This is a genomic window from Croceibacter sp. (genome assembly GCF_002716225.1).
Classification (GTDB): domain Bacteria; phylum Bacteroidota; class Bacteroidia; order Flavobacteriales; family Flavobacteriaceae; genus Croceibacter; species Croceibacter atlanticus.
The window spans coordinates 55846-80600 of the sequence record NZ_PAZX01000013.1 but is presented as its reverse complement, the minus strand read 5'-3'; the positions used below and the strand labels follow the sequence as shown (position 1 = coordinate 80600).

The following is a 24755-nucleotide window of genomic DNA, read 5'->3' as shown; positions in this document are numbered from 1 at the left end:
TATGGCATCAACTTCAGATATTCGTAAGGGATTATGTATTCGTTACAATAACGATATTTATAAAATTATAGAGTTTTTACACGTAAAGCCTGGAAAAGGGCCTGCTTTTGTAAGAACTAAATTAAAGAGCATTACAACTGGAAAAGTTCTTGATAACACTTTTTCTGCTGGTCATAAAATTGAAGACATTCGTGTAGAAACACATAAATTTCAATTCTTATATAATGATGGTGAATTCTATCATTTTATGAACCAAGAAGACTATACTCAGATTAGACTAGTAGAATCTGTATTGGATGCTCCAGGTTTAATGAAAGAAGGTGAGGTTGTATCTATTCAAATAAATACAGAAGATAATATGCCGTTATCTGTTGAGATGCCTGCATATGTTGTGTTAGAGATTGCGCATACAGAACCTGGTGTAAAAGGAAATACAGCAACTAATGCTACTAAACCAGCAACTGTTGAGACAGGTGCAGAAGTAAACGTTCCTTTATTTATAAACGAAGGAGACAAAGTTAAAATAGATACAGAAACAGGTAACTATAAAGAACGTGTAACAGACTAAGCTTTATGAAAGCGCGTTCTATAGATGATATTGCAAAAACTGAAGCAGAGTATTGGAATGAAAATAAATTAGATCGACGTAAAATTAAAAAGTTACGTCGTCATGCGTTTCATTATTCTTATAAAAGAGAGTCAAAATTCCTTCAAGAAAAAGTAAAACACTTTAATGATAAGGATGTTTTAGAAATAGGCTCGCATGCATGGGTTTCTTGGATTAAAGGAAATGCCACACCTAAATCTTTAGATTGTATTAATATATCTGAAGTTGAACTAGAAAAAGGAATTAGTAATGCTAAAAACATACCATTTGAAATTAACTTTCATTTAATGGATGCTAATACATTAACCTTTAAAGATGAAATGTTTGATGTTGTTTATGGAGGAGCTATTTTACATCATTTAGATGTAAAGAGATCTATTTCAGAAATTTATCGTGTTCTTAAACCAAATGGTATAATCCTGTTTACAGAACCGTTAAATATGAATCCTTTTTATAAGCTATACAGGTACTTTAATAAAAAGGAGCGTACACCAGATGAGCACGCGTTAGTAAATAAAGACTTTAAGATTATTAAAGAGAAATTCACATTCGAGCACGTATTTCTCGATTTTTTCTCAGTAATTACAGGATATTTATCATTAAAAATCTTTGGTGACAAGAACTACGATAACTGGATAAACAAAATTGGGTATCGTTTAGATGTTTTTTTTTCAAAAATTCCTTTTCTTCACGTTTTATTTGCGAGAGTAATAATATATGGTACTAAGAAGTAAGTTTATATGAAGTTTCCTCAAACACATACACTAAAGCAAATTGCTACAATTATAAATGCAAAATTTGTTGGTGATGCAAAATTTCCTGTTGAGGGAATGAATGAAATTCATGTTGTTACCAAAGGTGATATAGTTTTTGTAGATCATCCAAAATATTATGACAAAGCATTAAATTCTGCGGCTACAATTATTTTAATTAATAAAGAAGTAGAATGTCCAGAAGGAAAAGCGTTATTAATTTCAGAAGATCCTTTCAGAGATTTTAATACACTAACAGAGTATTTTAAACCATTTAAGAAGTCTGTTTCACAAATATCAGAAACAGCGCAAATTGGAGAAGGTACAATTATACAACCTGGTGCATTTGTTGGTAACCACGTAGCGATAGGGAATAATTGTGTAATTCACAGCAATGTTGTTCTTTATGATCATACAGTTATAGGAAACAACTGTACAATACATTCTGGATCTATATTGGGAGCAGATGCTTTTTATTATAAGAATAGACCAGAAGGATTTGATAAACTAAAATCTGGTGGTCGTGTGGTGCTACAAGATAATGTAGATTTAGGAGCTCTTTGTACTATAGATAAAGGCGTAACTGGAGATACCACAATTGGTGAAGGCACTAAAATAGATAATCAAGTACACGTTGGCCACGATACTGTAATAGGAAAGAAATGTTTAATAGCATCTCAGACTGGCATAGCAGGCTGTGTTGTTATAGAAGATGAAGTTACACTTTGGGGGCAAGTAGGAGTTATTAGCGGTATAACCATAGGAAAAAAAGCAACTGTACTGGCGCAAGCAGGTGTAGGTAAATCACTTAAGGAAAATGGTCGTTATTTAGGTTCACCTGCAGATGATTTTAGAACTAAAGTAAAAGAGATGGTAACACTAAGTAGGTTGCCAAGCATTGTAGATAAAATAAAATCTTAATTATGAATGCAAAACACGTAGTAAAAACTTTTTTTGAATCAGATTTCTATAAGGATACATCAATCTTAGAGAAGACTCTACATGAGGATTTTGAGTTATATTGGAACAGCAGTTCTGGTTACTTTAAGTTAAATAAAGAAACCTTTACTCAAATGCTACTAGAGATGTCTAAATCTTTTGAATTCTTAAGATGTGATATTACACATTTGTTGGAAGAAGATGGTACAGTTACACTAAGGCATAGTTTTCATGTTAAGACAATTGAGAATCCAGACGATATAACACCATTAGCACATTTTATTTCTATTTTCGAAGTAAAAGATGGTCAATTGTATAAAGGACATCAAATTAGTCAACCAGCAGATGAAACTCACGAAAATTTAAAGTCGTTTCTTCCAAAAAGTGTGGAATAACTTTTATACTTAGAAACGAAACAAGTACTTTTGCCAAACAATCAAAACAACAATAAATGAGCGTTCTAGTAAATAAAGATTCAAAAATAATAGTTCAAGGATTTACAGGTAGTGAAGGTACATTTCACGCCGGACAAATGATTGAATATGGTACTAATGTTGTTGGTGGTGTTACACCAGGAAAAGGTGGCCAAACACATTTAGATAAGCCAGTATTTAATACAGTTGATGAAGCTGTAAAAGAAGCAAAGGCAGATACATCTATCATATTTGTACCACCAGCATTTGCTGCTGATGCTATAATGGAAGCTGCAGAAGCTGGAATTAAAGTAATAATCTGTATTACAGAAGGTATTCCTGTAAAAGATATGATTACTGTAAAGAATTATATTGAAAACAAGGATGTACGTTTAATAGGACCTAACTGTCCAGGTGTTATTACACCAGGTGAAGCAAAAGTTGGTATTATGCCAGGATTTGTATTTAAGAAAGGTAATGTAGGTATTGTATCTAAGTCTGGTACTTTAACTTATGAAGCTGCAGATCAAGTTGTAAAGCAAAACCTAGGTATTACAACAGCTATTGGTATTGGTGGAGATCCAATTATTGGAACTACTACAAAAGAAGCTGTTGAGATGCTAATTAATGATGACGAAACAGACTGCGTTGTTATGATTGGTGAAATAGGTGGTCAATTAGAGGCAGATGCTGCTAAATGGTATAAGGAAAGCGGTAGTAAAAAACCTATCGTTGGTTTTATTGCTGGTGAAACTGCTCCTGCAGGACGTACTATGGGCCACGCAGGTGCAATTGTAGGTGGTAGTGAAGATACTGCACAGGCAAAGAAAAAAATTCTTAAAGAATCTGGAATACACGTTGTAGATTCTCCAGCAGAAATTGGTAAAAAAGTAGCAGAAGTATTAGGCTAAAGCTTACTTATAAGATAAAACGTTAGTCATAACGTTTCCAATCCGTTGGCAGGTATGTCAACGGATTTTTCTATTTTTAGAAGACTATTAAAACACCCAAGTTAATTTTATACAAGATCCCCAAATCTATGAATGCAATTAAATTACTTGTCACCTTAATTGTTATCACATCTGTACTAGGATGTAAGCAAAACAATCTTGAGAATACAACAGATATTGTTACCCAAACCAAAGAAGATGCCAACGGGTTTAGCTATGAGTCTGTAACAAATGATCCTACAGGATTAAGGCTTTATACCTTAGATAATGGCCTAAAAGTTTATTTAGGTAAAAATGAAGATGAGCCTAAAATTCAAACTTTAATTGCAGTAAGAGCTGGCTCAACATATGATCCAGAAGATAATACAGGTTTGGCTCATTATTTAGAGCATATGGTTTTTAAAGGCACAGATGAAATAGGTACTCAAAACTGGCAGAAAGAGAAACAACTTATTTCAAAAATATCTGAACTTTATGAGCAACATAAAAATGAAAAAGATCCTATAACTAAACAAGCTATTTATAAAGATATAGATAGTGTGTCTCAAGAAGCTTCAAAATATTCTATTGCAAATGAATATGATAAAATGATAAGCTCTTTAGGTGCAGAAAATACTAATGCTTTTACTTCAACAGAAGAAACGGTATATATTAGTAAAATTCCTTCAAACGAAATAGACAAGTGGTTAAAGGTAGAGAGCGAAAGGTTTAGCCAACTTGTTTTAAGATTATTTCATACAGAGTTAGAGGCTGTTTATGAAGAGTTTAATAGAGGTCAAGATAGTGATGGGCGTAAACATTATGCAGCAGTATTAGAAGGTTTATTTCCTAATCATCCTTATGGTACACAGTCTACAATAGGTACTAGTGAGCACCTTAAAAACCCATCGATGGTTGCTATTAATAATTATTTTGATACCTATTATGTACCTAATAATATGGCAGTAATAATGGTTGGCGATTTAGATTTTGAGGAAACTATTAAGAAAATAAATTCTGCATTTGGCACTTTTAAATATAAAGAGGTTAATCACCCAACTTTTCCAGAACAACCCGAAATAGGTGAGCCTATTGAAAAAGTTGTTTATGGCCCAACGACCGAATCTGTGTATGTAGCATTTAGGACTAAAGGAGTTGGTAGTAAAGACGAACAAATTGTAACATTAATAGATTATATACTTGCAAATTCAGCTGCAGGATTAATAGATTTAGATTTAAACCAACAGCAAAAAGTACAAAGAGCATCTTCGTTCACAAATTTCGATAATGACTATGGTATGCATATCCTGTATGGTATACCAAAAGCTGAACAGTCTTTAGATGAAGTTAAGTCTTTATTATTAGGTGAACTAGAAAAAGTTAAGCAAGGCAAGTTTGATGAATGGTTAATTGATGCAGTTGTAAACGATTTAAAAAAATCTAGAATACAACAATATGAAAACAACTCTGCTACAGCATATGCATACCTCGATGCATTTATAGGTAAACAAGATTGGGAAAAGCGTCTTAAGTTTTTAAATGAATTAAAATCAATTACAAAACAAGAATTAGTAGAGTTTGCAAACGCACACTACAAAAACAATTATGTAGTTGCGTTTAAAAAACAAGGTAAGGATAGCACGACTGTAAAGGTTGAGAATCCAAATATTACACCAATTCAAGTAAATAGAAATAAGCAATCTCAGTTCTTAACAGACTTTAATACGATGGATTCTCCTACGTTAAAGCCACAGTTTGTAGACTATAGCAAAGCAATAAAAACACAAAAAACGGCGAACGGTCTAGATTTACAATTCGTATTAAATGAGAATAATGAGTTGTTTACCTTAAATATAATATTTGATATGGGTAGTGATCACGATAAAGAATTATCGTTAGCTGCTGGTTATCTTGATTTTTTAGGAACAGATAAGTATACGCCTAAGGAACTAAAAAAGGAATTTTATAAAATAGGTGTAGATTATAGTGTTTATACCCAAAATGATAAAACTTATATAAGTTTAAGTGGTTTAGGAGAAAACTTAGAAAAAGGATTAGAGCTTATCCAACACCTATGGGATAACGCAATACCAAATCAGGAAGCATATGATAAATATGTTGAAAGTATTGCAAAAAATAGAGAGGATAAAAAAATGGAAAAACGTAATATCCTTTTTAACGGATTAATGAATTTTGGTAAATACGGAGAAGACTCCAGGCTAAGAGATATTTATTCTATAAAAGAATTACAAAACATTAAACCTTTAGATTTAGTACAAAAAGTTAAAGATCTGCAAGACTTTAAGCATCGTATTTTCTATTACGGTAATGATGTTGAAACTGCTAATTCTGCAATATCTAATCAATTACAAATTGCTGATACCTTAAAAGAGTATCCAGATCCTAAAGATTATAATGAAAAAGATACAGGTGGTCGTGTTTACTTTACAAATTACGATATGACTCAAACTGAAATTGTATTTATAGCAAAAGGCGAAGAATTTGATGCTAAGAAAATGGCAGCGACAAACCTTTTTAACACCTATTTTGGTAGTGGGCTTTCATCAATCGTATTTCAGGATATTCGCGAAAGTAAAGCATTGGCATACTCAGCATTTTCCTCATATCAAAATGCGTCAGAAAAAGGAGAACCTAATTATGTAATGGCATATATTGGCACACAAGCTAATAAAATGCCAGAAGCAGTTGAGGCTATGATGGATTTAATGTCTAATATGCCAGAAGCTAAAGATCAATTTCAAGCCGCAAAAGAAGCCACGCTTAAAAAAATTGCAGCTAATAGAATTACTAAAGCAGATATATTCTGGACTTATGAAAGCATTAAAAAAAGAGGACTTTCAAAAGACAACAGGCAGGAAATGTATAATGCAGTTTTGGAAATGACCTTAGATGATCTAAGTGACTTCTTCGAAGAAAATATAAAAGGTGAAAACTATAACATATTAGTCATAGGCAATAAAAATGAAATCAATTTTGAAGCATTATCCAAGTATGGTGAAATTATAGAATTAGATAGAGATTATCTTTTTAATTATGAAGTCCCAACTCCTATAAAAAACTAAAATAAAATAATGAGTAATATTCTGAAAATGTATTAATTACGATTAAATGATATTGAAAAAATACCCAATTTTGGGTATTTTTTTTGGTTTTGTTTAACAATAAGTTTGTAACGCCTTCTAACTAAAATTATGCGTTATGGTTAAATATTTCCTTTTACTCACATTTATTTTTTCTGCTTTATTAATACCTAATGGGTATTCAAACACCTTAGGTCACACAAATGGAGCGGTTGGTTTAGAGTCTAATATCACTAACGAAGCTGTTATATACATTATTAAAAATGGTGGCGGATCTACAGTAGATATTTTTCATGATTATGAGTATTTGGGTGCTCCAGCTGGAAGAAATATTATTAAACTATTTGTAGCGCCAGGCGTTCATAATTTAACAGCAGTAGTATCTAAAGACGCCTATACATTGCAGTTAGATGCAGTTGCTGGTGAAGAGTATTATATATATGCAGATCCAGGAGAGGATCAAATTTTGTTTGATGCAAGGAGTGATGCTAAATCTAATAAAGATTTTCATAAAGATTTAGGTAAAGATTTAGATTACTTAACTCCAAACTTAAAGGACAGATCTAAAGCATCTAAAAAATATCAGATGTATGTATCAGCAGCATTAAGATATCCAGGACAATTAATTGAAGATGAAGACTCAAGTCTTATGCAGGTGTCTTCAGCGCCAATCACTTCTATTTATAGTCAGGAAGAAAAGATTAATGCTATAAGGGCTAGAAAAGGCAAGGCTCCTAAAAGTAAATCTAAATCTAAAAACTCAATTTTTTCAGGAATAACCTCTATAGTAGGGTTAAGCGCAAATACTACTAGTAGTGCACCAACGTCTTCGGTTGCTGCTACTACCACAAGTGTAAAGGTAGAAGAAGTACCTACAGAAACTATAAACTTTTATAAAGCAGCTCAAGCAGAATTAATTAATACTCTAGAAAAGACAGAAGGTATAGACGCTAATCTAAAGTGGGATATTTTAAAAATGAGCAACGATCAGTTAAAGACAGGATTTTCTTTAACCAATGCAAGTTTTAATGATGAGTATGAATCAGATCTTCAGCAAATAGATAAGTTAGCCTTATCTGGAGAAGAAAAGTATATTAAATTTAAAAGAATGCAGGAGTCTGGTGATGCTGACTCTGCAAACATTGAAGATCAAGCTGCCGGAATAGCAAGTATAATAGCTGAGAAAAATGGCTTTGTATTGCAATCTCCAGACGCTGCAGATGCTTCATCTGGACCTAGTACAGAAGAAGCTGCTACAGATATTGCTTCTATTGCAACAACTTCAGAAGTTTCTTTAAACAAGCGTGATGCAATGTATAAAGAAATACAGAAGATGAAGCTTGAAAACGGGTTTACAAGTGTAAATAAATCTGTGTCAAATGCAGTGTCTAATGAAAATTATGATGAAGATGCAAGAGTAAAAGATAATAGAGGAAGTTTAGAGGAAACAGGTTTAAAGTATAGACGTAGTTCTTTATATACATTAATGATTAATGATAAAAATAGAGAACATTATGGCCGTATCAGAAATTCCTTTGGAGATATTGAATTGTCAGAAAAATTTAATGATCATAACGTAGGTCCTTACCTAATTCCAGGGACAGAAGGAGAAGATCAAACACTTAACATTAATAATTTCTTGGCACAAAATAACATTGCAAAAGAACTTGTGGCAAAGTGGTTTAACAGATCTGCAGACGGTACGTTTAATATGGATCTTGTTGCAGAGCGCGGATCTTATGACGCAAGTGAGTTAGATGTTATGGTTGCTCAAGAAAGCAAACGTGGAAGTGCTTTACTGGCAGATGCAGGTGAAGAACTTATAAAAAACACATTCATTGTAGTTTACGACTATAAGTATTCTAATAAACAAGAGTCTGCTAAAAAGACTGGTCGTTGGTTAAATGTTATAAGTACAGTTTCTAGCTATGCAGGTTTAGATGTTGTATCAAGCGTTGCAGATGTTGCAAATATTGCGCAAACCACTATGGGTAAAGGCTATTTTGTGAAAACAACAGCTTATCTGTACAAACTTAAATGGGACGAAGAAATAGCATCACGTTTTTATAATGAGATGTGGATAGATGAAAGTAATTACGATCCGTCTAAAAAAGAAGCATTTGATAATACAGACATGTTTCAGTTAGAGTTTGTAGGAACTCAAGTAGCGCGTAGAAATTTACAGTCTTCTATATTTTCTTCTAAGACAAATGAAGACTTAATAGGTATTGCAACAATTCGCGCAGCAGATAAATCTATCTCAAAACTTCAACGAGAATACGAACAATTTAGAGTTAAAACTCCATTGTTAAGTGGAGAACCTATTACAGCTGCAATCGGCGTAAAAGAAGGTTTAGAAAAAGGCGACAAGTTTGAAGTTTTAGAACAAACCATAAATGATGATGGCGTAACAGAATACAAGCGTGTAGGAATAATAAAAGTAGACCACAAGCAAATTTGGGACAACAGCTATTTGGCAGAAGAAGACCAAACTGCAAATAAATCTGGTTACACAGTATTTAAAGGTGCAAAAAACAAATTTTATCCAGGAATGCTTATAAGACAAATTAAATAACCCTAATTATTATAATTATGATTAAACAAGTAAAACTATGCTTTGTAACTGTACTGTTTTTAATAACAGGCGTAACAGTTAATGCTCAAAAACGCTTTGAAAAGCGAGCAGATGAAGATACCAAAAACTGGCGTTATGAGATAGACTGTGTAGGAACAGGAAAAGACGGTACATCTCTTATAAAAGTATGGTCTTATTCTAAGAAACCACAAGTAGCAATGGAGCAAGCAAAGAAAAATGCTGTTCACGGCGTTATTTTTAAAGGTGTTCCTCAAGGAGAACGTGGTTGTGTATCACAACCAGCATTAGCAAGAAACTCTAACGTAGAACAGGAAAAACAGGCCTACTTTAATGACTTTTTTGCTGAAGGTGGAAAGTATATGAAGTTTGTAAACCTTGCTACAGATGGTGCAATAGGCCCTGGCGATAGGGTGAAGATTAGCAGAAAAGAATACAAAATGGGAGTGATAGTTTCAGTTAATAAGGCACTCTTAAGAAAGGAGCTAGAAGATGCAGGAATTGTAAGAGGACTTTCTTCTGGATTTTAATTTAAAACTATAAACACATGAAACTAAAATTCACCTTTATAATAGCAGCCTTAACAACCTTCGTGGTGTTAACTGGTTGCAGAACGCCAGAGAAGAGCTCAGGATATTACAATTATTCTGTAGAGTGTTTAGGCAATGAGAACAATGGTAATATCATAGTAAAAAGTTGGGGAACAGGAAGAGATAGAAATGAAGCTGAAGCCAATGCTGAAAAAAATGCCTTAAAAGATATCATGTTTAAAGGCATAAGAAATGGCAAGGAAGAATGCGGAAGCAGACCCTTAATTGTTAAGCCAAATACATTAGAAAATAATGAGGTGTATTTTAATCGCTTCTTTACAAGTACCTACAAGAAATTTGTGGCTATGCATAGAGAGCCATTATTAGATAGAACTTTTAATCCTAACCCAAGAACTAATAAGAATGTAGCCTATGCATTAACCTTAACAGTAGATGTTTCGATGCTTAAAAGCCACCTTGTTAGAGATAACATAATAGACTAAGTACTATGAGAAAAATTATAACACTTTTATTATTAGCTGTAAGTACCCTAGCAATTGGGCAAGCAAAAAAACCTACTCTTATGGTAGTGCCAAGTGATGCTTGGTGTATACAAAATGGGTACAGTATGAATTTTGAAAATCAAGGTACTGTAGAGACTATTCCAGATTACAAAGCCGCTTTTCAAAATGATCCAGACCTTTTACTTGTAATAAGTAAAATTAATGGTCTTATGGCAGATCGTGGCTTTCCACTTCAAAATATGGAGTCTGTAATTAAGTCCCTAAATAGTTATTCTGCAGAAGATGCCTTAAGGTCTTCCAAATCTGGAGGCGAAGTAGAAGAAAGTCCTGTTGATAGATTTAAAGCTGTAGCAAAAGCAGATATTATTATGCAACTAACCTGGACGTTAAACAAAACAGGACCAAAACGTTCTGTAACCTTTAACTTGCAAGGCTTAGATGCTTATTCAAATAAACAGATAGCAACAGCAGCAGGAACAGGAGCGCCATCATTCTCTGCAGAATTGCCTGTACTTTTGGAAGAATCTGTACTATCACACATGGATAATTTTACTAACTCTCTACAAAATCATTTTGATGATTTATTTGAAAATGGTCGCGAGATTAAAATTAGAATTAAACGTTGGGATGATTGGGATGAAGATCTTGAAAGCTCTTTTGGTCCAGAAGATGAAGAGTTAAGTTTTATTATTGAAGATTGGATAGCAGATAATACAGTAAAGGGAAGATTCTCCACAACAGATGCTACAGAGAATATGATGATTTTTGACCAAGTTAGAATTCCATTGTATTACACTAGAAATGGTAGAGAACGCGCAATGGATACAAGACGATTTGCAAAAGGGCTAAGTGATATGCTCAAAAATTCGCCTTATAATATTGTAAACAAATTAACAACAAGAGGATTAGGCGAAGCCACTATCTTTTTGGGAAGTAAATAATAATACATCATGAAAAGATATATAAAATATAGTGTTGTGGTAGGCCTTTTATTGGCGCTACTACCGTTACAAGCTCAAAATGATTTTGGAACTTCAGACGATTTAGGTAGAATACAGCTTACCTCTTATGTCTCTAACCAAATTGAAAATCTACCAATAGTTGCTCGTAATAACTTACAAAGTAAATTGGCGAGAGCCGTTAATAAATACGGTTTAGGAGGTTCTACCAATAATGCAAGATTTATAATTACACCAAATGTATCTGTCCTAGAGAAAAATGTGTTGGCTACGGCGCCACCTAGAGTTGTAGTTGTTTTAGATATAGGATTATTTGTAGGAGATGGTGTTTCTGGCACTAAATTTTCTTCAGGATCTATTACTGCTAAAGGAGTAGGCTCTAATGAAACAAAGGCATATATAAATGCATTTAAACAATTACGTCCCGAAAACAAAGAATTTAAAAGCGTAATTGAAGCAGCAAAGCCTAAGATATTAGAGTATTATAATACTAATTGTAATTTTATTGTAGCTGAAGCTCAAAACCAGGCTGCACAAAACAATTTTGATATGGCTTTACTTAACCTAACCACAGTGCCACAAGTAAGTAAAGATTGTTATAGCAAAGTATCTGCATTAATTCCAGAATACTATCAAAAGAAGATAGATACAGAGTGTAATCTAAAACTAAACAATGCACGTAATGTTTGGAATACAGATCAAAATTTAGATGGAGCAGACAAAGCAGGAATTATACTTTCTAGTATAGACCCTAACGCTTCTTGTTATAGAGATGCTGTACGTCTGTCTAACGATATAGGAAAACGTGTAAAAGACCTTACAGATCGTGAATGGAAGTATATTCTAAATCAGCAGAAACTTGATGCTCAAGTAGAAAAAGCGTCTTTAGATACAGCTCAAAAAGTATTGACAACCTATTTTGAAAATCAACCACAAACAATAAACTATAATGTGAGAGGTTGGTGGTAATAGCTAATTAATAGTGTTAATATAAACCGTCACAGCTATTGTGGCGGTTTTTTTATGCGTGATACATTTAACTTGTTATATTTACAACCATTGAACAACCAAACACGATTTAATACTATGAAATTATTAGAAGGTAAGAACGCAATTATAACGGGTGCAAGTAGAGGTATAGGTAAAGGTATTGCCGAAGTTTTTGCAAAACACGGTGCTAACGTTGCATTTACATACAGTTCGTCTTCTGAAGCTGCAGAAGAATTGGAAAAAGAACTTTCAGCTTTAGGGGTTAAAGCTAAAGCTTATAAAAGTAATGCAGCAAGCTTTCAACAATGTCAGGACTTGGTTTCTGATGTGGCAAGAGATTTTGAAAGTATAGATATTCTTATAAATAACGCAGGTATTACTAAAGACAATTTGTTAATGCGTATGACAGAAGAAGATTTTGATAAAGTTATAGATGTTAACTTAAAATCTGTCTTTAATATGACTAAAGCTGTACAACGTACTATGCTTAAGCAACGTAAAGGAAGCATTATTAATATGAGTAGTGTTGTAGGTGTAAAAGGTAATGCAGGACAAAGTAATTATGCAGCATCTAAAGCTGGTATTATAGGTTTTTCTAAATCTATGGCATTAGAGCTTGGAAGCAGAAATATTAGAACAAACGTAATTGCACCTGGTTTCATAGAAACTGAAATGACAGGTAAACTAGATGAGAAAACAGTGCAAAGTTGGAGAGATGCTATTCCATTAAAACGTGGTGGTTCTCCAGAAGATATCGCAAATGTTTGTGTTTTCTTAGGAAGTGATATGAGTGGTTATGTTACAGGACAAGTATTAAATGTTGATGGTGGTATGTTAACCTAAATCAAGATTCAAAAAGAATACGATTCTTGTGATTTCACCTATGGAAAGTCAAACAATCTTATTAATATTTTTAGCCGCTATTTCTGCTTTAGGAATAGCGGTCTTTCAATATTTAAAATCTAAGAAAGAGCGTACTAAGCGGTCTTTCATGTTAGCGTTATTAAGGTTTGTTTCTATTTTCGGGATATTACTGCTTTTAATAAACCCAAAATTTACAAATACTTCTTACGTACTCGAAAAAAGCAACCTTGTTTTAGCTGTAGATAATAGTCAATCTATAAACTATTTTAAGTCTACAGATGAGGTTACTGCATTTGTAGCTTCAATTAGAGAGAATAAAAATATTCAAGAAAAATATAACATTTCAATATTTACGTTTGGTAATACATTAAAAGCTCAAGACACTTTTAGCTTTTCAGAAAACCAAACTAATGTTACTTCAGCATTTAAAGAGCTTCAAGATATTTATAAGGCTAAGGTTGCGCCAACCGTAATAATTACAGATGGTAATCAAACTTACGGAGAAGCTTACCAATACGCTGCTAAAAAATATAAGCAAGATGTATATCCTGTTATAGTTGGAGACACCACAAGCTATCAAGATTTAAAGATTTCTCAGTTAAATGCTAATAGATATGCGTTTTTAAACAATAAATTTCCTGTTGAAATTATTGCAAATTATAATGGAAATTCAGCAGTATCAACCAAATTAAATGTGTTTCAAAATGGTCGAGTAATCTATAGTAAGCCATTATCTTTTTCTAAAGAGAAAACTTCAGAAATTGTTCAGGTAACCTTACCGGTAACTTCAATAGGAGTTAAGACTTATACTGTAAGTTTACAAGCTTTAGATGCCGAAAAAAACACTGTAAATAATAAAAAATCTTTTGGAATAGAAGTTATTGATGAGCGTACTAATGTTCTAATCTTAACAAGTATAATTCATCCAGATTTAGGGACACTAAAAAAAGCAATAGTAAGCAATGAGCAACGCAACGTTACTATTAAAAAAAGTGATGAGCCAGATATTAATTTAAAAGATTATCAAGCAGTATTGCTTTACCAACCTAATGTAAGTTTTAAACCTTATTATGAAACTATAAAAACGTTAGGCATAAATACGTTTACAATAACAGGAACACGTACAGATTATAGATTTTTAAACGATAATGGTGAGTTGTTTACTAGAGAATTAAGTGCTCAAGTTGAAGATTATCAAGCAGAATTCAATTCTAATTTTTCAACATTTCAGGTAGACGATATAGGATTTTCAAACTTTCCTCCATTAGTAGATGAGTTTGGTGAAGTGTCTATTAAAAAAGCCCATACGCCACTATTAATGCAAACAATTTCTGGACTACCAACAGGAAGCTCACTGCTAACAACCATTGAAGATGGAGCACAACGACACGCTGTTTTATTTGGAGAAGGTATTTGGAGATGGAGAGCTCAAAGTTATTTAGATAACCAATCTTTTGAACCCTTTGATGAGTTTGTTGGTAAATTAATACAATATTTAGCATCTAAGGAAAGGCGTAATAGGTTAAATATAAATTACAACTCTTTTTACAATGGTGGAGATAACATTGTTTTAGCCGCTCAGTATTTTGATAAGAACTACGAGTTTGATGCGAGGGCTAAACTCTCTATGGTTGTAATTGGTGAGCGTAACAATACAAGGCAAGAGATACCTATGGTTTTAAAAAATAATAGGTATGAGGTAGACTTAAGTAGTCTTACTCCAGATTCCTACAAATTTTCGGTAACAGTTGCAGGCGAGTCAATCTCAAGATCTGGAAATTTTGAGATTATTGAATTTAATGTAGAGCAGCAATTTTTAAGTGCTAATGTAACACCGTTACAACAAATAGCGACTAATACTAATAAAGAGCTGTTCAGTATGGGTAATTCAGCTCAGCTTATAACTAATTTATTAGAAAATGAAACTTATAACCCCATACAAAAACAACAAAAGCAAATTAAACCTTTAATAGATTGGTACTATTTATTAGGCATCATAATCTTAACTCTTAGTTTGGAGTGGTTTATTAGAAAGTATAACGGATTAATATAACTAAATATAAAAACAAAACATGGACAAATTACCTAAGATAGGATTACCAATTATTATAGGAGTAGTCATTATCATCATAATTCTAGCAAAATCTGCAATCACAATAGGATCTGGAGAAGCTGGTGTACTTTATAAAACTTTTGGTGGCGGTGTAGTAACAGAAGAGTCTCCACTAGGTGAAGGCTTTCACTTAATTGCACCTTGGAACAAAGTAATTGTATACGAAGTAAGACAGCAGGAAGTATTTGAAAAGATGAAAGTATTATCAAGCAACGGTCTAGAAATTAATATCGATGCATCTGCTTGGTTTCAACCAATATATGACGATTTAGGAAAGCTTCACCGTCAAAAAGGCCGTGACTATAAAGAACGCGTGTTGTTGCCTAGTATAAGATCTGCAGCAAGAAGTGTAGTGGGACGTTATACACCAGAGCAATTATATTCTAGCAAGAGAGATGCTATACAACAAGAAATTTTTGAGGAAACTAGAAATCTTGTGAATGACCAGTTTATTCAATTAAATGAAGTGTTAGTAAGAGATGTTACTTTGCCTCCTACAATTAAAGACGCCATTGAGCGTAAATTAAGACAAGAACAGGAATCTTTAGAATATGAGTTTAGGCTTACTAAAGCTGAGAAAGAGGCAGAGCGCCAACGTATTGATGCAGAAGGTAAAGCAGCAGCCAACCGTATTTTAAGTGCATCTTTAACAGATAAAATTTTACAGGAAAAAGGTATAGAAGCAACCTTGCAATTATCTAAATCTCCAAATGCTAAAGTTGTAGTTGTAGGTGGTGGCGATGGTGGTTTGCCAATTATATTAGGTAACAACTAATAGAAAAGTAACAACAAATCTTAAACATAAAAAAAGCCCTATCAAATAAATGATAGGGCTTTTACTTTGATAAAAAATATATGCTTAGTCGATAACTCTTACGTTAACGGCGTTCATTCCTTTGTTACCTTGTTTCAATTCGAATTCAACTCTGTCGTCTTCTCTAATCTCGTCGATTAAACCTGTAACGTGTACAAAGTGCTCTTCGTTTGTTCCTTCTTCTTTGATAAAACCAAATCCTTTAGTGTCATTGAAGAATTTTACTGTTCCTGTTTGCATTATAAAATAATTAATTAATAAAGTGCGAAAATACTTAAAATAAAATTAGTTAGAGCTATTTATACTTAAAAACTTTAAAATAAATACGTTATAAATTTAAAAAGTCTTTAAATTTTAAGTTTAGGTTATTAAATTTCACCCTTATAATAGCCTAAAACTGTGAGCAATTACACTGGTTCTTTAATTTAAAACACAAAAAAAGCGAGACATTTCTGCCTCGCTTTAATAAATTGTTACTTAAAACTTATGCTTTATTAGCAACTAGCTTTACAGTAATTTCCATATCGTCACTTACCCACTTGTCTCCTAAGTTGTCAAATACAGATTTAGATCCGTAGTTTACATCCCATTTAGTACGATCTATTGTAAATGGCTCAGACTCTAAAGTCATAGTGTCACCATTCATAGTTGTAGTTACAGGAAATTCAATATTATTCTTTTTCTCTTTAATTTGTAAGTTACCTTGTACGTAAGTCTTACCATCTTTTTCAGTTACACCTGTTACAGAAAATGCAGCATTAGGATATTTTTGAACATTAAAGAAGTCACCTTCTTTACCTTCAACAGTTCCTCTAAGGTGCGCATCTAAATTATTCTTCATATCACCTTCTAAATCTGTAGATTCAATAGTAGTCATATCAATAATAAAAGTACCACTCTGTATTGCACCGTTTTCAACGTTTAATACACCAGACTCTATAGCTACTGTACCATTGTGTTTACCTGTTGGCTTAGAACCCATCCACATTAAAGAAGAAGCAGCAGTATCTACTTTGTATTTAGCAGCAGCTTCAGAGGCAGCAACTTCAGTTTGAGCTTCACCAGCTTCTGTTTCATTTTTTTTATCACCTTTACAAGCTACAGCAGTACCTACAAGAGCAAGAGCAAGTGCAGCATTCAAGAAAAATCGTTTCATAATCTTAGTTTTTAAATAATTTAATATGATGCAAAATTACATAGTATATAAATGTATGCTCTTAAATTATTATTAAATTATTGCGATGACATTTTGACATTTTAGAAGTATTGGCAGTACTTTTGCCAACTTATATTCAGTTATAAAATTTGATTTAGAAAATGAGCACTAATAAAGAAGAATCTACAGTTAAAGATAATATAGAAGAAGTCTTAGACGACGCTATAGATAAAGTTTCTGAAGAACAGGAAAACAAAGGAGAGACAGAAGAAGAAACAACCGAAGTTTCTGAACTTGAAACTTTAAAAGAAGATTTACAAAAGGAAAAAGATAAATTCTTACGATTATTTGCTGAATTTGAAAACTTTAAGAAGCGCACAAGTAGGGAGCGTATGGAGTTGTATAAGACAGCAAACCAAGAAATGATGGGTGCTATGCTTCCAGTGTTAGATGATTTTGATCGTGCACATTCTGAAATAAGCAAAGCAAAAGATAAAAACCTATCTAAAGGAGTAGAGCTTATTCATAATAAGTTAAGAGATACTTTAGTAAGCAAAGGTCTTACTGAAATGAAAGTAAAAGAAGGTGATACTTTTGATGCAGAAATTCACGAAGCTATCACACAAATTCCTGCTCCAAAAGACAAGCTTAAAGGTAAGATTGTTGATGTGGTTGAAAAAGGCTACAAGTTAGGAGAGCGTATAATACGTTACCCAAAGGTGGTAACAGGAATGTAATATTGGCATTAAGATGTCACATCTTACAGAGTCTGGATGTAAAAGTAGACTCATAGATTTTAATCTAAACCTCACTTTAGGATTTAGAAAACACAGATATGAAAGAAGATTATTACGACATATTAGGAATTAGCAAAGGTGCTAGTGATGCAGAAATTAAAAAAGCATACCGTAAGAAGGCCATAAAATATCATCCAGATAAAAATCCTGGTAATGAAGAGGCAGAGGCAATGTTTAAAAAAGCTGCAGAAGCTTATGAAGTTTTAAGAGATCCTCAAAAGAGAGCACGTTACGATCAATATGGTCACCAAGCTTTCGATGGTTCTGGCGGCTTTGGCGGTGGCGGTATGAATATGGACGATATCTTTAGCCAATTTGGTGATATCTTTGGCGGCGCATTTGGCGGCGGCGGTGGCGGTTTCTCTGGTTTTGGAGGCGGCTTTGGTGGCGGCGGACAACGTCGTGTAAAAGGAAGCAACCTTAGGATTAGAGTAAAACTTACACTTGAGGAAATTGCAAATGGTGTAGAGAAAAAAATAAAAGTAAAACGAAAGAAACAAGCAGAAGGTACTACGTTTAAAACCTGTACAACCTGTAATGGTTCTGGACAAGTTACAAGAGTAACCAATACAATTTTGGGTAGAATGCAAACTGCAGCTACTTGTAACGTTTGTAATGGGGCAGGACAAATTGTTGAGTCTAAAGGCTCTGGAGCAGATACTCAAGGTATGACAACTGTTGAGGAAACTGTAAGTATTAAAATACCAGCAGGTGTTGTAGATGGAATGCAGCTTAAAGTTACTGGAAAAGGTAACGAAGCGCCAGGAAATGGTATTGCAGGAGACTTATTGGTAGCTATTGAAGAAAAAGAGCATCCTAACTTACAACGTGAAGGAGATAATCTTCACTACGACCTTTATATTAGTTTCTCTGAAGCTGCTTTAGGAGCATCAAAAGAAATAGACACTGTAACGGGTAAAGTAAGAATTAAGATAGATGAAGGTACCCAAAGTGGTAAGATATTAAGATTGAGAGGAAAAGGTATTCCTAGTATTAATAACTATGGAAAAGGAGACCTTTTAGTACACGTAAATGTGTGGACTCCTAAGACATTAAACAAAGAACAGAAAGAGTTTTTTGAAAGAATGCAGAATGATGAAAACTTTATACCAAATCCAGAAGGTGGCGATAAGTCGTTTTTTGAGAAAGTAAAAGATATGTTTTCATAATTTAGGTTCTTTAACAATATTTTACATATATTTGAATATCACTAATAACTTATTAGTGGTATTTTCTTTTTCATAGCAATTTTTTTCCCATCCTTGGTTTACTAAGGATGGGTTTTGTTTTTTATAGAAGTCACTGTGTAATAAATCATTATTAAAGTCTTCTTAAACACCCTTAAAAAATGTACATTTAGCCTTACTTTTGAAGCATATGGACTACATTCTGGAAGCTAAAAACGTTACCAAAACTTACGGTGACTTTACCGCATTAAACTCGGTATCATTGGCTATTCCCAAAGGCAGTATTTTTGGTCTTCTTGGCCCTAATGGTGCAGGCAAGACAACATTGCTGCGTATTATTAACCAGATTAGTGTTCCAACATCTGGACAAATACTTTTAGACGGAGAGCCATTGCAACAACATCACGTTGCTCATATTGGTTACTTGCCAGAAGAACGTGGACTTTATAAAAGTATGAAAGTTGGAGAGCAGGCTTTGTATTTAGCGCAACTAAAAGGACTAAGCAAACAGCAAGCTAGAACAAGACTAACATATTGGTTCGAAAAGTTTGGAATAGAAAGTTGGTGGAACAAAAAGATTGAAGAGCTCTCTAAAGGAATGGCTCAAAAAATTCAATTTATTGTAACGGTATTACACGAACCAAAGTTTTTAATTTTTGATGAGCCCTTTAGTGGTTTTGATCCTGTTAATGCTAATCTAATAAAAGATGAGATTTTAAAGCTAAGAGACAATGGTGCTACAATAGTATTTTCAACTCACAGAATGGAGTCTGTAGAAGAACTTTGCGATTATGTGGCATTAATACATCACGGTAATAAACTTCTCGATGGAGAAATTACAGAAGTTAAAAAGGCATACCGCTCAAATCAATATGAGGTTGGTATTAAAACCTCAAACATTACAGAGCTGCAAAAAGAATTAGAAGAATTATACACAATTTCTCCAGCACATTTTAAGAGCTTAGAAAATATATTAAAATGTACAATACAGGTAGATACAAATAATACATCTAATAATTTACTTCAATACCTAATGAGTAAAGGTCAAGTAGTTCATTTTAAGGAAGTAATACCTTCTATTCACGATATATTTATAGAAAGCGTCACAGATCATGCGTAACTTAAAACTTATAATTAAAAGAGAATATTTGGCACGTGTTAGAAATAAGACGTTTGTCATTATGACATTTTTAAGTCCGTTAATCTTTGTGGGAATGATAGTCCTAATTGCCTATCTCGCTAAGTTAAATAATGATGAGACTAAGGTAGTAGCCATACATGATGCTAATCGTACATTTTACTCAGATTTTGAAAACACTAACGACATTAACTATTTAGATGTTTCTACGTTAAGTGTAGAGCTTGCCAAAGAACAAGCTATGAAAGATGACTATTATGGATTGTTAGTAATACCTAAACAAATTAATAATCCCACATTTGAAACTGAAGTCAAGTTTTTTTCAAAAGAGTCACCAAGCTTTATTGTTATATCTAATATAGAGAATACGCTATCCAGAAAGTTATCTAATATGAGGTTGTTGTCTGAAGGTGTAGAGTCTTCTGCGTTAGATAAGGCAAGAGCATCTGTTAATTTAGACATAGAAAACTTTCAGGGCGAAAAAAGCTCTAAGTTAGATAACATCACTAAAATGGTATTTGGCGGTATTGCAGGATATCTCTTAATGATGTTCATTATAATTTATGGTAACATGGTAATGCGTAGTGTTATCGAAGAAAAGGTAAATAGGATTATTGAGATTATAATTTCTTCAGTAAAACCTATTCATCTTATGTTAGGAAAGATATTAGGTACTTCCTTAGCTGGTATAACGCAGTTTACAATCTGGGTTATTTTAGGAAGCATTTTATTAACTGTTGTAACTACAATTTTAGGCATAGATACTTCAGAAGGAACCATAGTACAACAAAAAGCTTTAGAAGCCGCTTCCAACTCCAATACTATGCAGGATTTTGTAATAGCGTTCTCTAAATTACCACTGTTGTCACTTATTGTATGTTTTTTCTTATATTTTACAGGAGGCTATTTTCTGTACAGTTCAATTTACGCGGCAATAGGAGCAGCTGTAGATAGTGAGACAGATACCCAACAATTTATGTTGCCAGTAATACTGCCACTTATGTTAGGAATATATGTAGGTTTCTTTTCAGTAATCGAAAACCCTCACGGTACAGTTTCCGTTATATTTTCTATGATACCACTCACTTCGCCAATTGTAATGCTTATGCGTATTCCTTTTGGTGTTCCTATTTGGGAAGTAGCCTTATCCATGTTAATTTTAGCTTTGTCTATTTGGGGTATGGTTTGGTTAGCAGCAAAAATTTATAAAGTAGGAATTTTAAAATACGGTAAAAAACCAACATTTAAAGAACTGTATAAATGGCTTAAATACTAATGAAGTTACTTATATCATTTATTATATTATTACAAGACGTTCAAGACAAGGTCAAGGAATCTGTAGAGAAAGCTGAAGAAGGTGTAGAAAAAGCTATAGAGACAGACATTCTTGGTTGGGGCTCCATTAAAGAATTTTTAAACTATGGCCCGCGTTGGAATGCAGGTACCGATAAGGAAATACACCTTACTGTCGGGATGTTGCTATTAGTAATATTAGTGTTCCTTATCACTACATATGCACTTAGATTCTTTAGAAAGTTTTACACACGTAAAATGGAAATTGAAGATAAGAACAAGTTTATAAGCATATTTAGCTTCTTTAAGTATGTTATTTATCTGTTCGTAATTATCATAACACTAAACTCAGCAGGTGTTCAAATTACAGCATTGTTAGCAGCATCTGCAGCATTATTTGTTGGTTTAGGTTTAGCATTACAAGAGTTATTTCAAGATGTTATTGGTGGTGTTTTTATAATAACAGATAAATCTTTACACGTAGGAGATATCATAGAGATGGAAGGTAGAGTAGGACGTGTAATAGAAATAAAATTACGCACCACAAGAGCCTTAACAAGAGATGATAAGGTAATTATCATACCAAATCATAAATTTATAAGTGATACGATCTTTAACTACACACAAAACCATAAGACCACACGTGAAGCCGTAAAAGTTGGCGTGGCTTACGGAAGTGACACAGAAAAAGTGAAACAGATTCTTTTAGATTGTGCTGCAGAACAACGTGGCATACTAAAAAAACCTGCACCTTTTGTTCTGTTTGAAGACTTTGCAGACTCTGCTCTGCTTTTTGGCGTTTACTTTTTTGTTAGCGATTCTTTTGTAGATCCTAAAATTAAAAGTGAACTTCGTTTTAATATAGATAAGAAATTTAGATTAAATAATGTGTCTATACCGTTCCCACAACGCGATGTGCATATATTTAATCAACCAAATAATAACCCAAATAATAACCTTGCAAATGACTAGAATCTGTTTAGTAATATTCGCTTTATTAAGTATTGGCATGCATCAAGCAGAAGCCCAAACTTCAGACTTAGCCAGAATTGAATATACCTATTTTCCACAATCAGATTCAGACAATTCATTTAGGCGTTTTAGGGCATTAATAAATGCACCTATAAAAGTTAAAGAAGGCAGTTACCTTGTTATTGGAGCAGAATACAGAAATGTAAATTTGGTTTATGAAGATTTAACGCCATTTCCTACAAGAGATTTAGAGAGATTCCAGTCTTATGATCTTTCATTAGGTTATACCTTTAAAATGAAAAATGACTGGAGGTTTGGAGTAAAAACAGGAACAATTATAGCGTCTAACTTTACAGATGGTATAAAATCAGACGATCTTTTATTCTCAGGAGCTGTATACTTTATTAAAGATAAAGATATGGAGGACCAACCAGGAACTTCTAAAAACTGGAGATTAATCTTAGGGTTAAGATATTCAACCACAGCTGGTAGGCCTTTTCCCTTACCTGTAATTAACTATAATGTAAGAGCTTCAGAAAAATGGAGCTATACGTTGGGTGTTCCAAAAACTAACCTCAAACATTATTTTAGTGAAAAGAGTATTGTACAATCTTTTGTAACTCTAGACGGATTTTTTGCAAATATACAAGAGAACATAGATGTAGATGGTAACCCTACAACTAAACCAGCAGACAATATCTCCATGACAGTTGTATTAGCAGGACTAGGTTACGAATATTACTTAACAGATCACCTGTTACTTTATGCTTATGCAGGATATACACTTCTTAATGATATAAGAATGCGAAACGAAGATACAGACGATGTGTATACTGTAAACGATTCTAACACGTTTTATTCTCGTGGCGGAATTAAATTTAAACTCTAAACAATGCCAAAAATACTTATAATAGAAGACGAAGCTGCAATACGCCGCGTACTTACTAAAATACTTTCTGAAGAAAATGACACGTATGAAGTGCAGGAGGCAGAAGATGGTCTTTCTGGAATTGAGCTTATAAAAGATAATGATTTTGACTTGGTTCTTTGTGATATTAAGATGCCAAAGATGGATGGTGTCGAAGTGTTAGAAGCTGCGAAGAAAATTAAACCAGAAACTCCAATTGTTATGATTTCTGGTCATGGCGATTTAGATACTGCAGTAAACACTATGCGTTTAGGAGCATTCGATTATATTTCTAAACCACCAGATTTAAACAGGCTTTTAAATACAGTTAGAATTGCATTAGATAGAAAAGAACTTGTAGTTGAAAACAAACGATTAAAGCGTAAGGTTGGTAAAAACTATCAAATGATAGGCGAGTCTAAAGAAATAGACACTATTAAGGAAATGATAGAAAAAGTAGCACCTACAGATGCACGCGTACTTATAACAGGTCCTAATGGTACTGGAAAAGAGTTGGTAGCACATTGGATACACCAAAAGAGTGAACGTTCTAAAGGACCTATGATTGAGGTTAATTGTGCTGCAATACCTTCAGAGTTAATTGAAAGTGAATTATTTGGTCACGTAAAAGGTGCATTTACTTCTGCAAACAAAGATCGCGCTGGTAAGTTTGAAGCTGCAAATGGTGGTACAATTTTCTTAGATGAGGTTGGTGATATGAGTCTGTCAGCACAGGCTAAAGTACTACGTGCACTTCAAGAAAATAAGATTCAACGTGTGGGTAGTGATAAGGATATAAAAGTAAATGTACGTGTTGTAGCCGCTACAAATAAAGACCTTAAGCAAGAAATAGAAGAAAAGAATTTCAGGGAAGACCTTTACCATAGGCTTGCAGTAATACTTATAAAAGTACCTTCATTAAACGAGCGTAGAGAAGATATACCACTACTGGTAAACTATTTTTCTGGTAAGATATCTGAAGAACACGGCACACCTGCTAAAAGTTTTTCAAAAGATGCCATCAAGCTATTACAGGAATATGATTGGACAGGAAACATACGTGAACTGCGTAATGTAGTTGAGCGTCTTATAATTTTAGGAAACAAAGAGATTGTAGAAACAGATGTAAAGATGTTTGCTAGTAAGCAATAGTCATTAAACTATAGCAACATCACAT

The 24755-nt window shown here is 33.3% G+C and carries 23 protein-coding genes; 21 read left to right on the top strand and 2 right to left on the bottom strand.

What is annotated here, in order from left to right:
- The first annotated feature begins 1 nt into the window (after position 1).
- The 14 genes from efp to CL818_RS10070 all read left to right on the top strand — a co-directional run bounded on the left by efp (position 2) and on the right by CL818_RS10070 (position 16089).
- Positions 2–568: an elongation factor P gene (efp, locus tag CL818_RS10135; protein WP_013187380.1), complete on the top strand. Its 567-nt coding sequence runs from the start codon at positions 2–4 to the stop codon at positions 566–568.
- Positions 569–573: 5 nt separating this feature from the next.
- On the top strand, positions 574–1341 hold the full coding sequence (locus CL818_RS10130; protein WP_286972913.1) for a class I SAM-dependent methyltransferase: 768 nt from the start codon (positions 574–576) through the stop codon (positions 1339–1341).
- A 6-nt stretch (positions 1342–1347) separates the two neighbouring features.
- Positions 1348–2280, top strand: coding sequence for a UDP-3-O-(3-hydroxymyristoyl)glucosamine N-acyltransferase (locus tag CL818_RS10125; RefSeq protein WP_286972911.1), 933 nt, complete (start codon positions 1348–1350; stop codon positions 2278–2280).
- A gap of 2 nt (positions 2281–2282) precedes the next feature.
- Entirely contained in the window at positions 2283–2693 is a 411-nt protein-coding gene (locus CL818_RS10120) for a nuclear transport factor 2 family protein (RefSeq protein ID WP_013187383.1), read from the top strand.
- Between the two features lie 56 nt (positions 2694–2749).
- Positions 2750–3622, top strand: coding sequence for a succinate--CoA ligase subunit alpha (gene sucD / locus CL818_RS10115; RefSeq protein ID WP_272974366.1), 873 nt, complete (start codon positions 2750–2752; stop codon positions 3620–3622).
- Positions 3623–3750: 128 nt separating this feature from the next.
- The gene (locus CL818_RS10110) at positions 3751–6723 is read left to right on the top strand and encodes a M16 family metallopeptidase (protein ID WP_286972908.1); all 2973 of its coding nucleotides are present in this window, start codon (positions 3751–3753) and stop codon (positions 6721–6723) included.
- Positions 6724–6859: 136 nt separating this feature from the next.
- A complete protein-coding gene (locus CL818_RS10105; RefSeq protein ID WP_272974364.1) occupies positions 6860–9316 on the top strand; it encodes a hypothetical protein in 2457 nt (818 codons plus the stop codon).
- Between the two features lie 17 nt (positions 9317–9333).
- Positions 9334–9864, top strand: a complete 531-nt coding sequence (locus tag CL818_RS10100) for a hypothetical protein (RefSeq protein WP_272974363.1) — start codon at positions 9334–9336, stop codon at positions 9862–9864.
- A 17-nt stretch (positions 9865–9881) separates the two neighbouring features.
- Positions 9882–10367 carry a hypothetical protein gene (locus CL818_RS10095; protein WP_272974362.1) on the top strand — a complete coding sequence of 162 codons (486 nt, stop codon included), beginning with the start codon at positions 9882–9884 and terminating at the stop codon, positions 10365–10367.
- Between the two features lie 5 nt (positions 10368–10372).
- Positions 10373–11329, top strand: a complete 957-nt coding sequence (locus tag CL818_RS10090) for a DUF6175 family protein (protein ID WP_219359611.1) — start codon at positions 10373–10375, stop codon at positions 11327–11329.
- Positions 11330–11338: 9 nt separating this feature from the next.
- Complete coding sequence (locus CL818_RS10085; RefSeq protein WP_272974361.1) at positions 11339–12316, top strand: hypothetical protein; 978 nt, start codon at positions 11339–11341, stop codon at positions 12314–12316.
- A 117-nt stretch (positions 12317–12433) separates the two neighbouring features.
- Positions 12434–13180, top strand: coding sequence for a 3-oxoacyl-[acyl-carrier-protein] reductase (gene fabG / locus CL818_RS10080; RefSeq protein WP_272974360.1), 747 nt, complete (start codon positions 12434–12436; stop codon positions 13178–13180).
- A 40-nt stretch (positions 13181–13220) separates the two neighbouring features.
- Positions 13221–15254: a vWA domain-containing protein gene (locus CL818_RS10075; RefSeq protein WP_272974359.1), complete on the top strand. Its 2034-nt coding sequence runs from the start codon at positions 13221–13223 to the stop codon at positions 15252–15254.
- A gap of 19 nt (positions 15255–15273) precedes the next feature.
- Complete coding sequence (locus CL818_RS10070; protein WP_013187392.1) at positions 15274–16089, top strand: prohibitin family protein; 816 nt, start codon at positions 15274–15276, stop codon at positions 16087–16089.
- An 84-nt stretch (positions 16090–16173) separates the two neighbouring features.
- Here the strand turns inward: CL818_RS10070 and CL818_RS10065 are convergent, their stop codons facing one another.
- Positions 16174–16368, bottom strand: a complete 195-nt coding sequence (locus CL818_RS10065) for a cold-shock protein (RefSeq protein ID WP_013187393.1) — start codon at positions 16366–16368, stop codon at positions 16174–16176.
- 244 nt (positions 16369–16612) lie between these two features.
- The gene (locus tag CL818_RS10060; RefSeq protein ID WP_272974358.1) at positions 16613–17284 is read right to left on the bottom strand and encodes a YceI family protein; all 672 of its coding nucleotides are present in this window, start codon (positions 17282–17284) and stop codon (positions 16613–16615) included.
- A 161-nt stretch (positions 17285–17445) separates the two neighbouring features.
- On the opposite strand from CL818_RS10060, the gene CL818_RS10055 reads away from it, so the two are divergent.
- The 7 genes from CL818_RS10055 to CL818_RS10025 all read left to right on the top strand — a co-directional run bounded on the left by CL818_RS10055 (position 17446) and on the right by CL818_RS10025 (position 24730).
- On the top strand, positions 17446–18021 hold the full coding sequence (locus CL818_RS10055; protein WP_013187395.1) for a nucleotide exchange factor GrpE: 576 nt from the start codon (positions 17446–17448) through the stop codon (positions 18019–18021).
- 98 nt (positions 18022–18119) lie between these two features.
- A complete protein-coding gene (gene dnaJ / locus CL818_RS10050; protein ID WP_272974357.1) occupies positions 18120–19250 on the top strand; it encodes a molecular chaperone DnaJ in 1131 nt (376 codons plus the stop codon).
- Between the two features lie 208 nt (positions 19251–19458).
- Positions 19459–20388 (top strand): ABC transporter ATP-binding protein, encoded by a 930-nt coding sequence (locus CL818_RS10045; protein ID WP_013187397.1) that lies wholly within the window; start codon positions 19459–19461, stop codon positions 20386–20388.
- A complete protein-coding gene (locus CL818_RS10040; RefSeq protein WP_272974356.1) occupies positions 20381–21682 on the top strand; it encodes an ABC transporter permease in 1302 nt (433 codons plus the stop codon). Before CL818_RS10045 ends, CL818_RS10040 begins: the two co-directional genes overlap by 8 nt.
- Complete coding sequence (locus tag CL818_RS10035; protein ID WP_013187399.1) at positions 21682–22671, top strand: mechanosensitive ion channel family protein; 990 nt, start codon at positions 21682–21684, stop codon at positions 22669–22671. Before CL818_RS10040 ends, CL818_RS10035 begins: the two co-directional genes overlap by 1 nt.
- Positions 22664–23560 (top strand): DUF6268 family outer membrane beta-barrel protein, encoded by an 897-nt coding sequence (locus CL818_RS10030; protein WP_272974355.1) that lies wholly within the window; start codon positions 22664–22666, stop codon positions 23558–23560. Before CL818_RS10035 ends, CL818_RS10030 begins: the two co-directional genes overlap by 8 nt.
- A 3-nt stretch (positions 23561–23563) precedes the next feature.
- Positions 23564–24730 (top strand): sigma-54-dependent transcriptional regulator, encoded by a 1167-nt coding sequence (locus tag CL818_RS10025; RefSeq protein ID WP_013187401.1) that lies wholly within the window; start codon positions 23564–23566, stop codon positions 24728–24730.
- Positions 24731–24755: the final 25 nt, after the last annotated feature.

Bases quoted from the DNA above. Each gene is read 5' to 3' on its own strand.
- efp (WP_013187380.1), top strand. From the start codon at position 2: ATGGCATCAACTTCAGATATTCGTAAGGGATTATGTATTCGTTACAAT.
- CL818_RS10130 (WP_286972913.1), top strand. From the start codon at position 574: ATGAAAGCGCGTTCTATAGATGATATTGCAAAAACTGAAGCAGAGTAT.
- CL818_RS10125 (WP_286972911.1), top strand. From the start codon at position 1,348: ATGAAGTTTCCTCAAACACATACACTAAAGCAAATTGCTACAATTATA.
- CL818_RS10120 (WP_013187383.1), top strand. From the start codon at position 2,283: ATGAATGCAAAACACGTAGTAAAAACTTTTTTTGAATCAGATTTCTAT.
- sucD (WP_272974366.1), top strand. From the start codon at position 2,750: ATGAGCGTTCTAGTAAATAAAGATTCAAAAATAATAGTTCAAGGATTT.
- CL818_RS10110 (WP_286972908.1), top strand. From the start codon at position 3,751: ATGAATGCAATTAAATTACTTGTCACCTTAATTGTTATCACATCTGTA.
- CL818_RS10105 (WP_272974364.1), top strand. From the start codon at position 6,860: ATGGTTAAATATTTCCTTTTACTCACATTTATTTTTTCTGCTTTATTA.
- CL818_RS10100 (WP_272974363.1), top strand. From the start codon at position 9,334: ATGATTAAACAAGTAAAACTATGCTTTGTAACTGTACTGTTTTTAATA.
- CL818_RS10095 (WP_272974362.1), top strand. From the start codon at position 9,882: ATGAAACTAAAATTCACCTTTATAATAGCAGCCTTAACAACCTTCGTG.
- CL818_RS10090 (WP_219359611.1), top strand. From the start codon at position 10,373: ATGAGAAAAATTATAACACTTTTATTATTAGCTGTAAGTACCCTAGCA.
- CL818_RS10085 (WP_272974361.1), top strand. From the start codon at position 11,339: ATGAAAAGATATATAAAATATAGTGTTGTGGTAGGCCTTTTATTGGCG.
- fabG (WP_272974360.1), top strand. From the start codon at position 12,434: ATGAAATTATTAGAAGGTAAGAACGCAATTATAACGGGTGCAAGTAGA.
- CL818_RS10075 (WP_272974359.1), top strand. From the start codon at position 13,221: ATGGAAAGTCAAACAATCTTATTAATATTTTTAGCCGCTATTTCTGCT.
- CL818_RS10070 (WP_013187392.1), top strand. From the start codon at position 15,274: ATGGACAAATTACCTAAGATAGGATTACCAATTATTATAGGAGTAGTC.
- CL818_RS10065 (WP_013187393.1), bottom strand. From the start codon at position 16,368: ATGCAAACAGGAACAGTAAAATTCTTCAATGACACTAAAGGATTTGGT.
- CL818_RS10060 (WP_272974358.1), bottom strand. From the start codon at position 17,284: ATGAAACGATTTTTCTTGAATGCTGCACTTGCTCTTGCTCTTGTAGGT.
- CL818_RS10055 (WP_013187395.1), top strand. From the start codon at position 17,446: ATGAGCACTAATAAAGAAGAATCTACAGTTAAAGATAATATAGAAGAA.
- dnaJ (WP_272974357.1), top strand. From the start codon at position 18,120: ATGAAAGAAGATTATTACGACATATTAGGAATTAGCAAAGGTGCTAGT.
- CL818_RS10045 (WP_013187397.1), top strand. From the start codon at position 19,459: ATGGACTACATTCTGGAAGCTAAAAACGTTACCAAAACTTACGGTGAC.
- CL818_RS10040 (WP_272974356.1), top strand. From the start codon at position 20,381: ATGCGTAACTTAAAACTTATAATTAAAAGAGAATATTTGGCACGTGTT.
- CL818_RS10035 (WP_013187399.1), top strand. From the start codon at position 21,682: ATGAAGTTACTTATATCATTTATTATATTATTACAAGACGTTCAAGAC.
- CL818_RS10030 (WP_272974355.1), top strand. From the start codon at position 22,664: ATGACTAGAATCTGTTTAGTAATATTCGCTTTATTAAGTATTGGCATG.
- CL818_RS10025 (WP_013187401.1), top strand. From the start codon at position 23,564: ATGCCAAAAATACTTATAATAGAAGACGAAGCTGCAATACGCCGCGTA.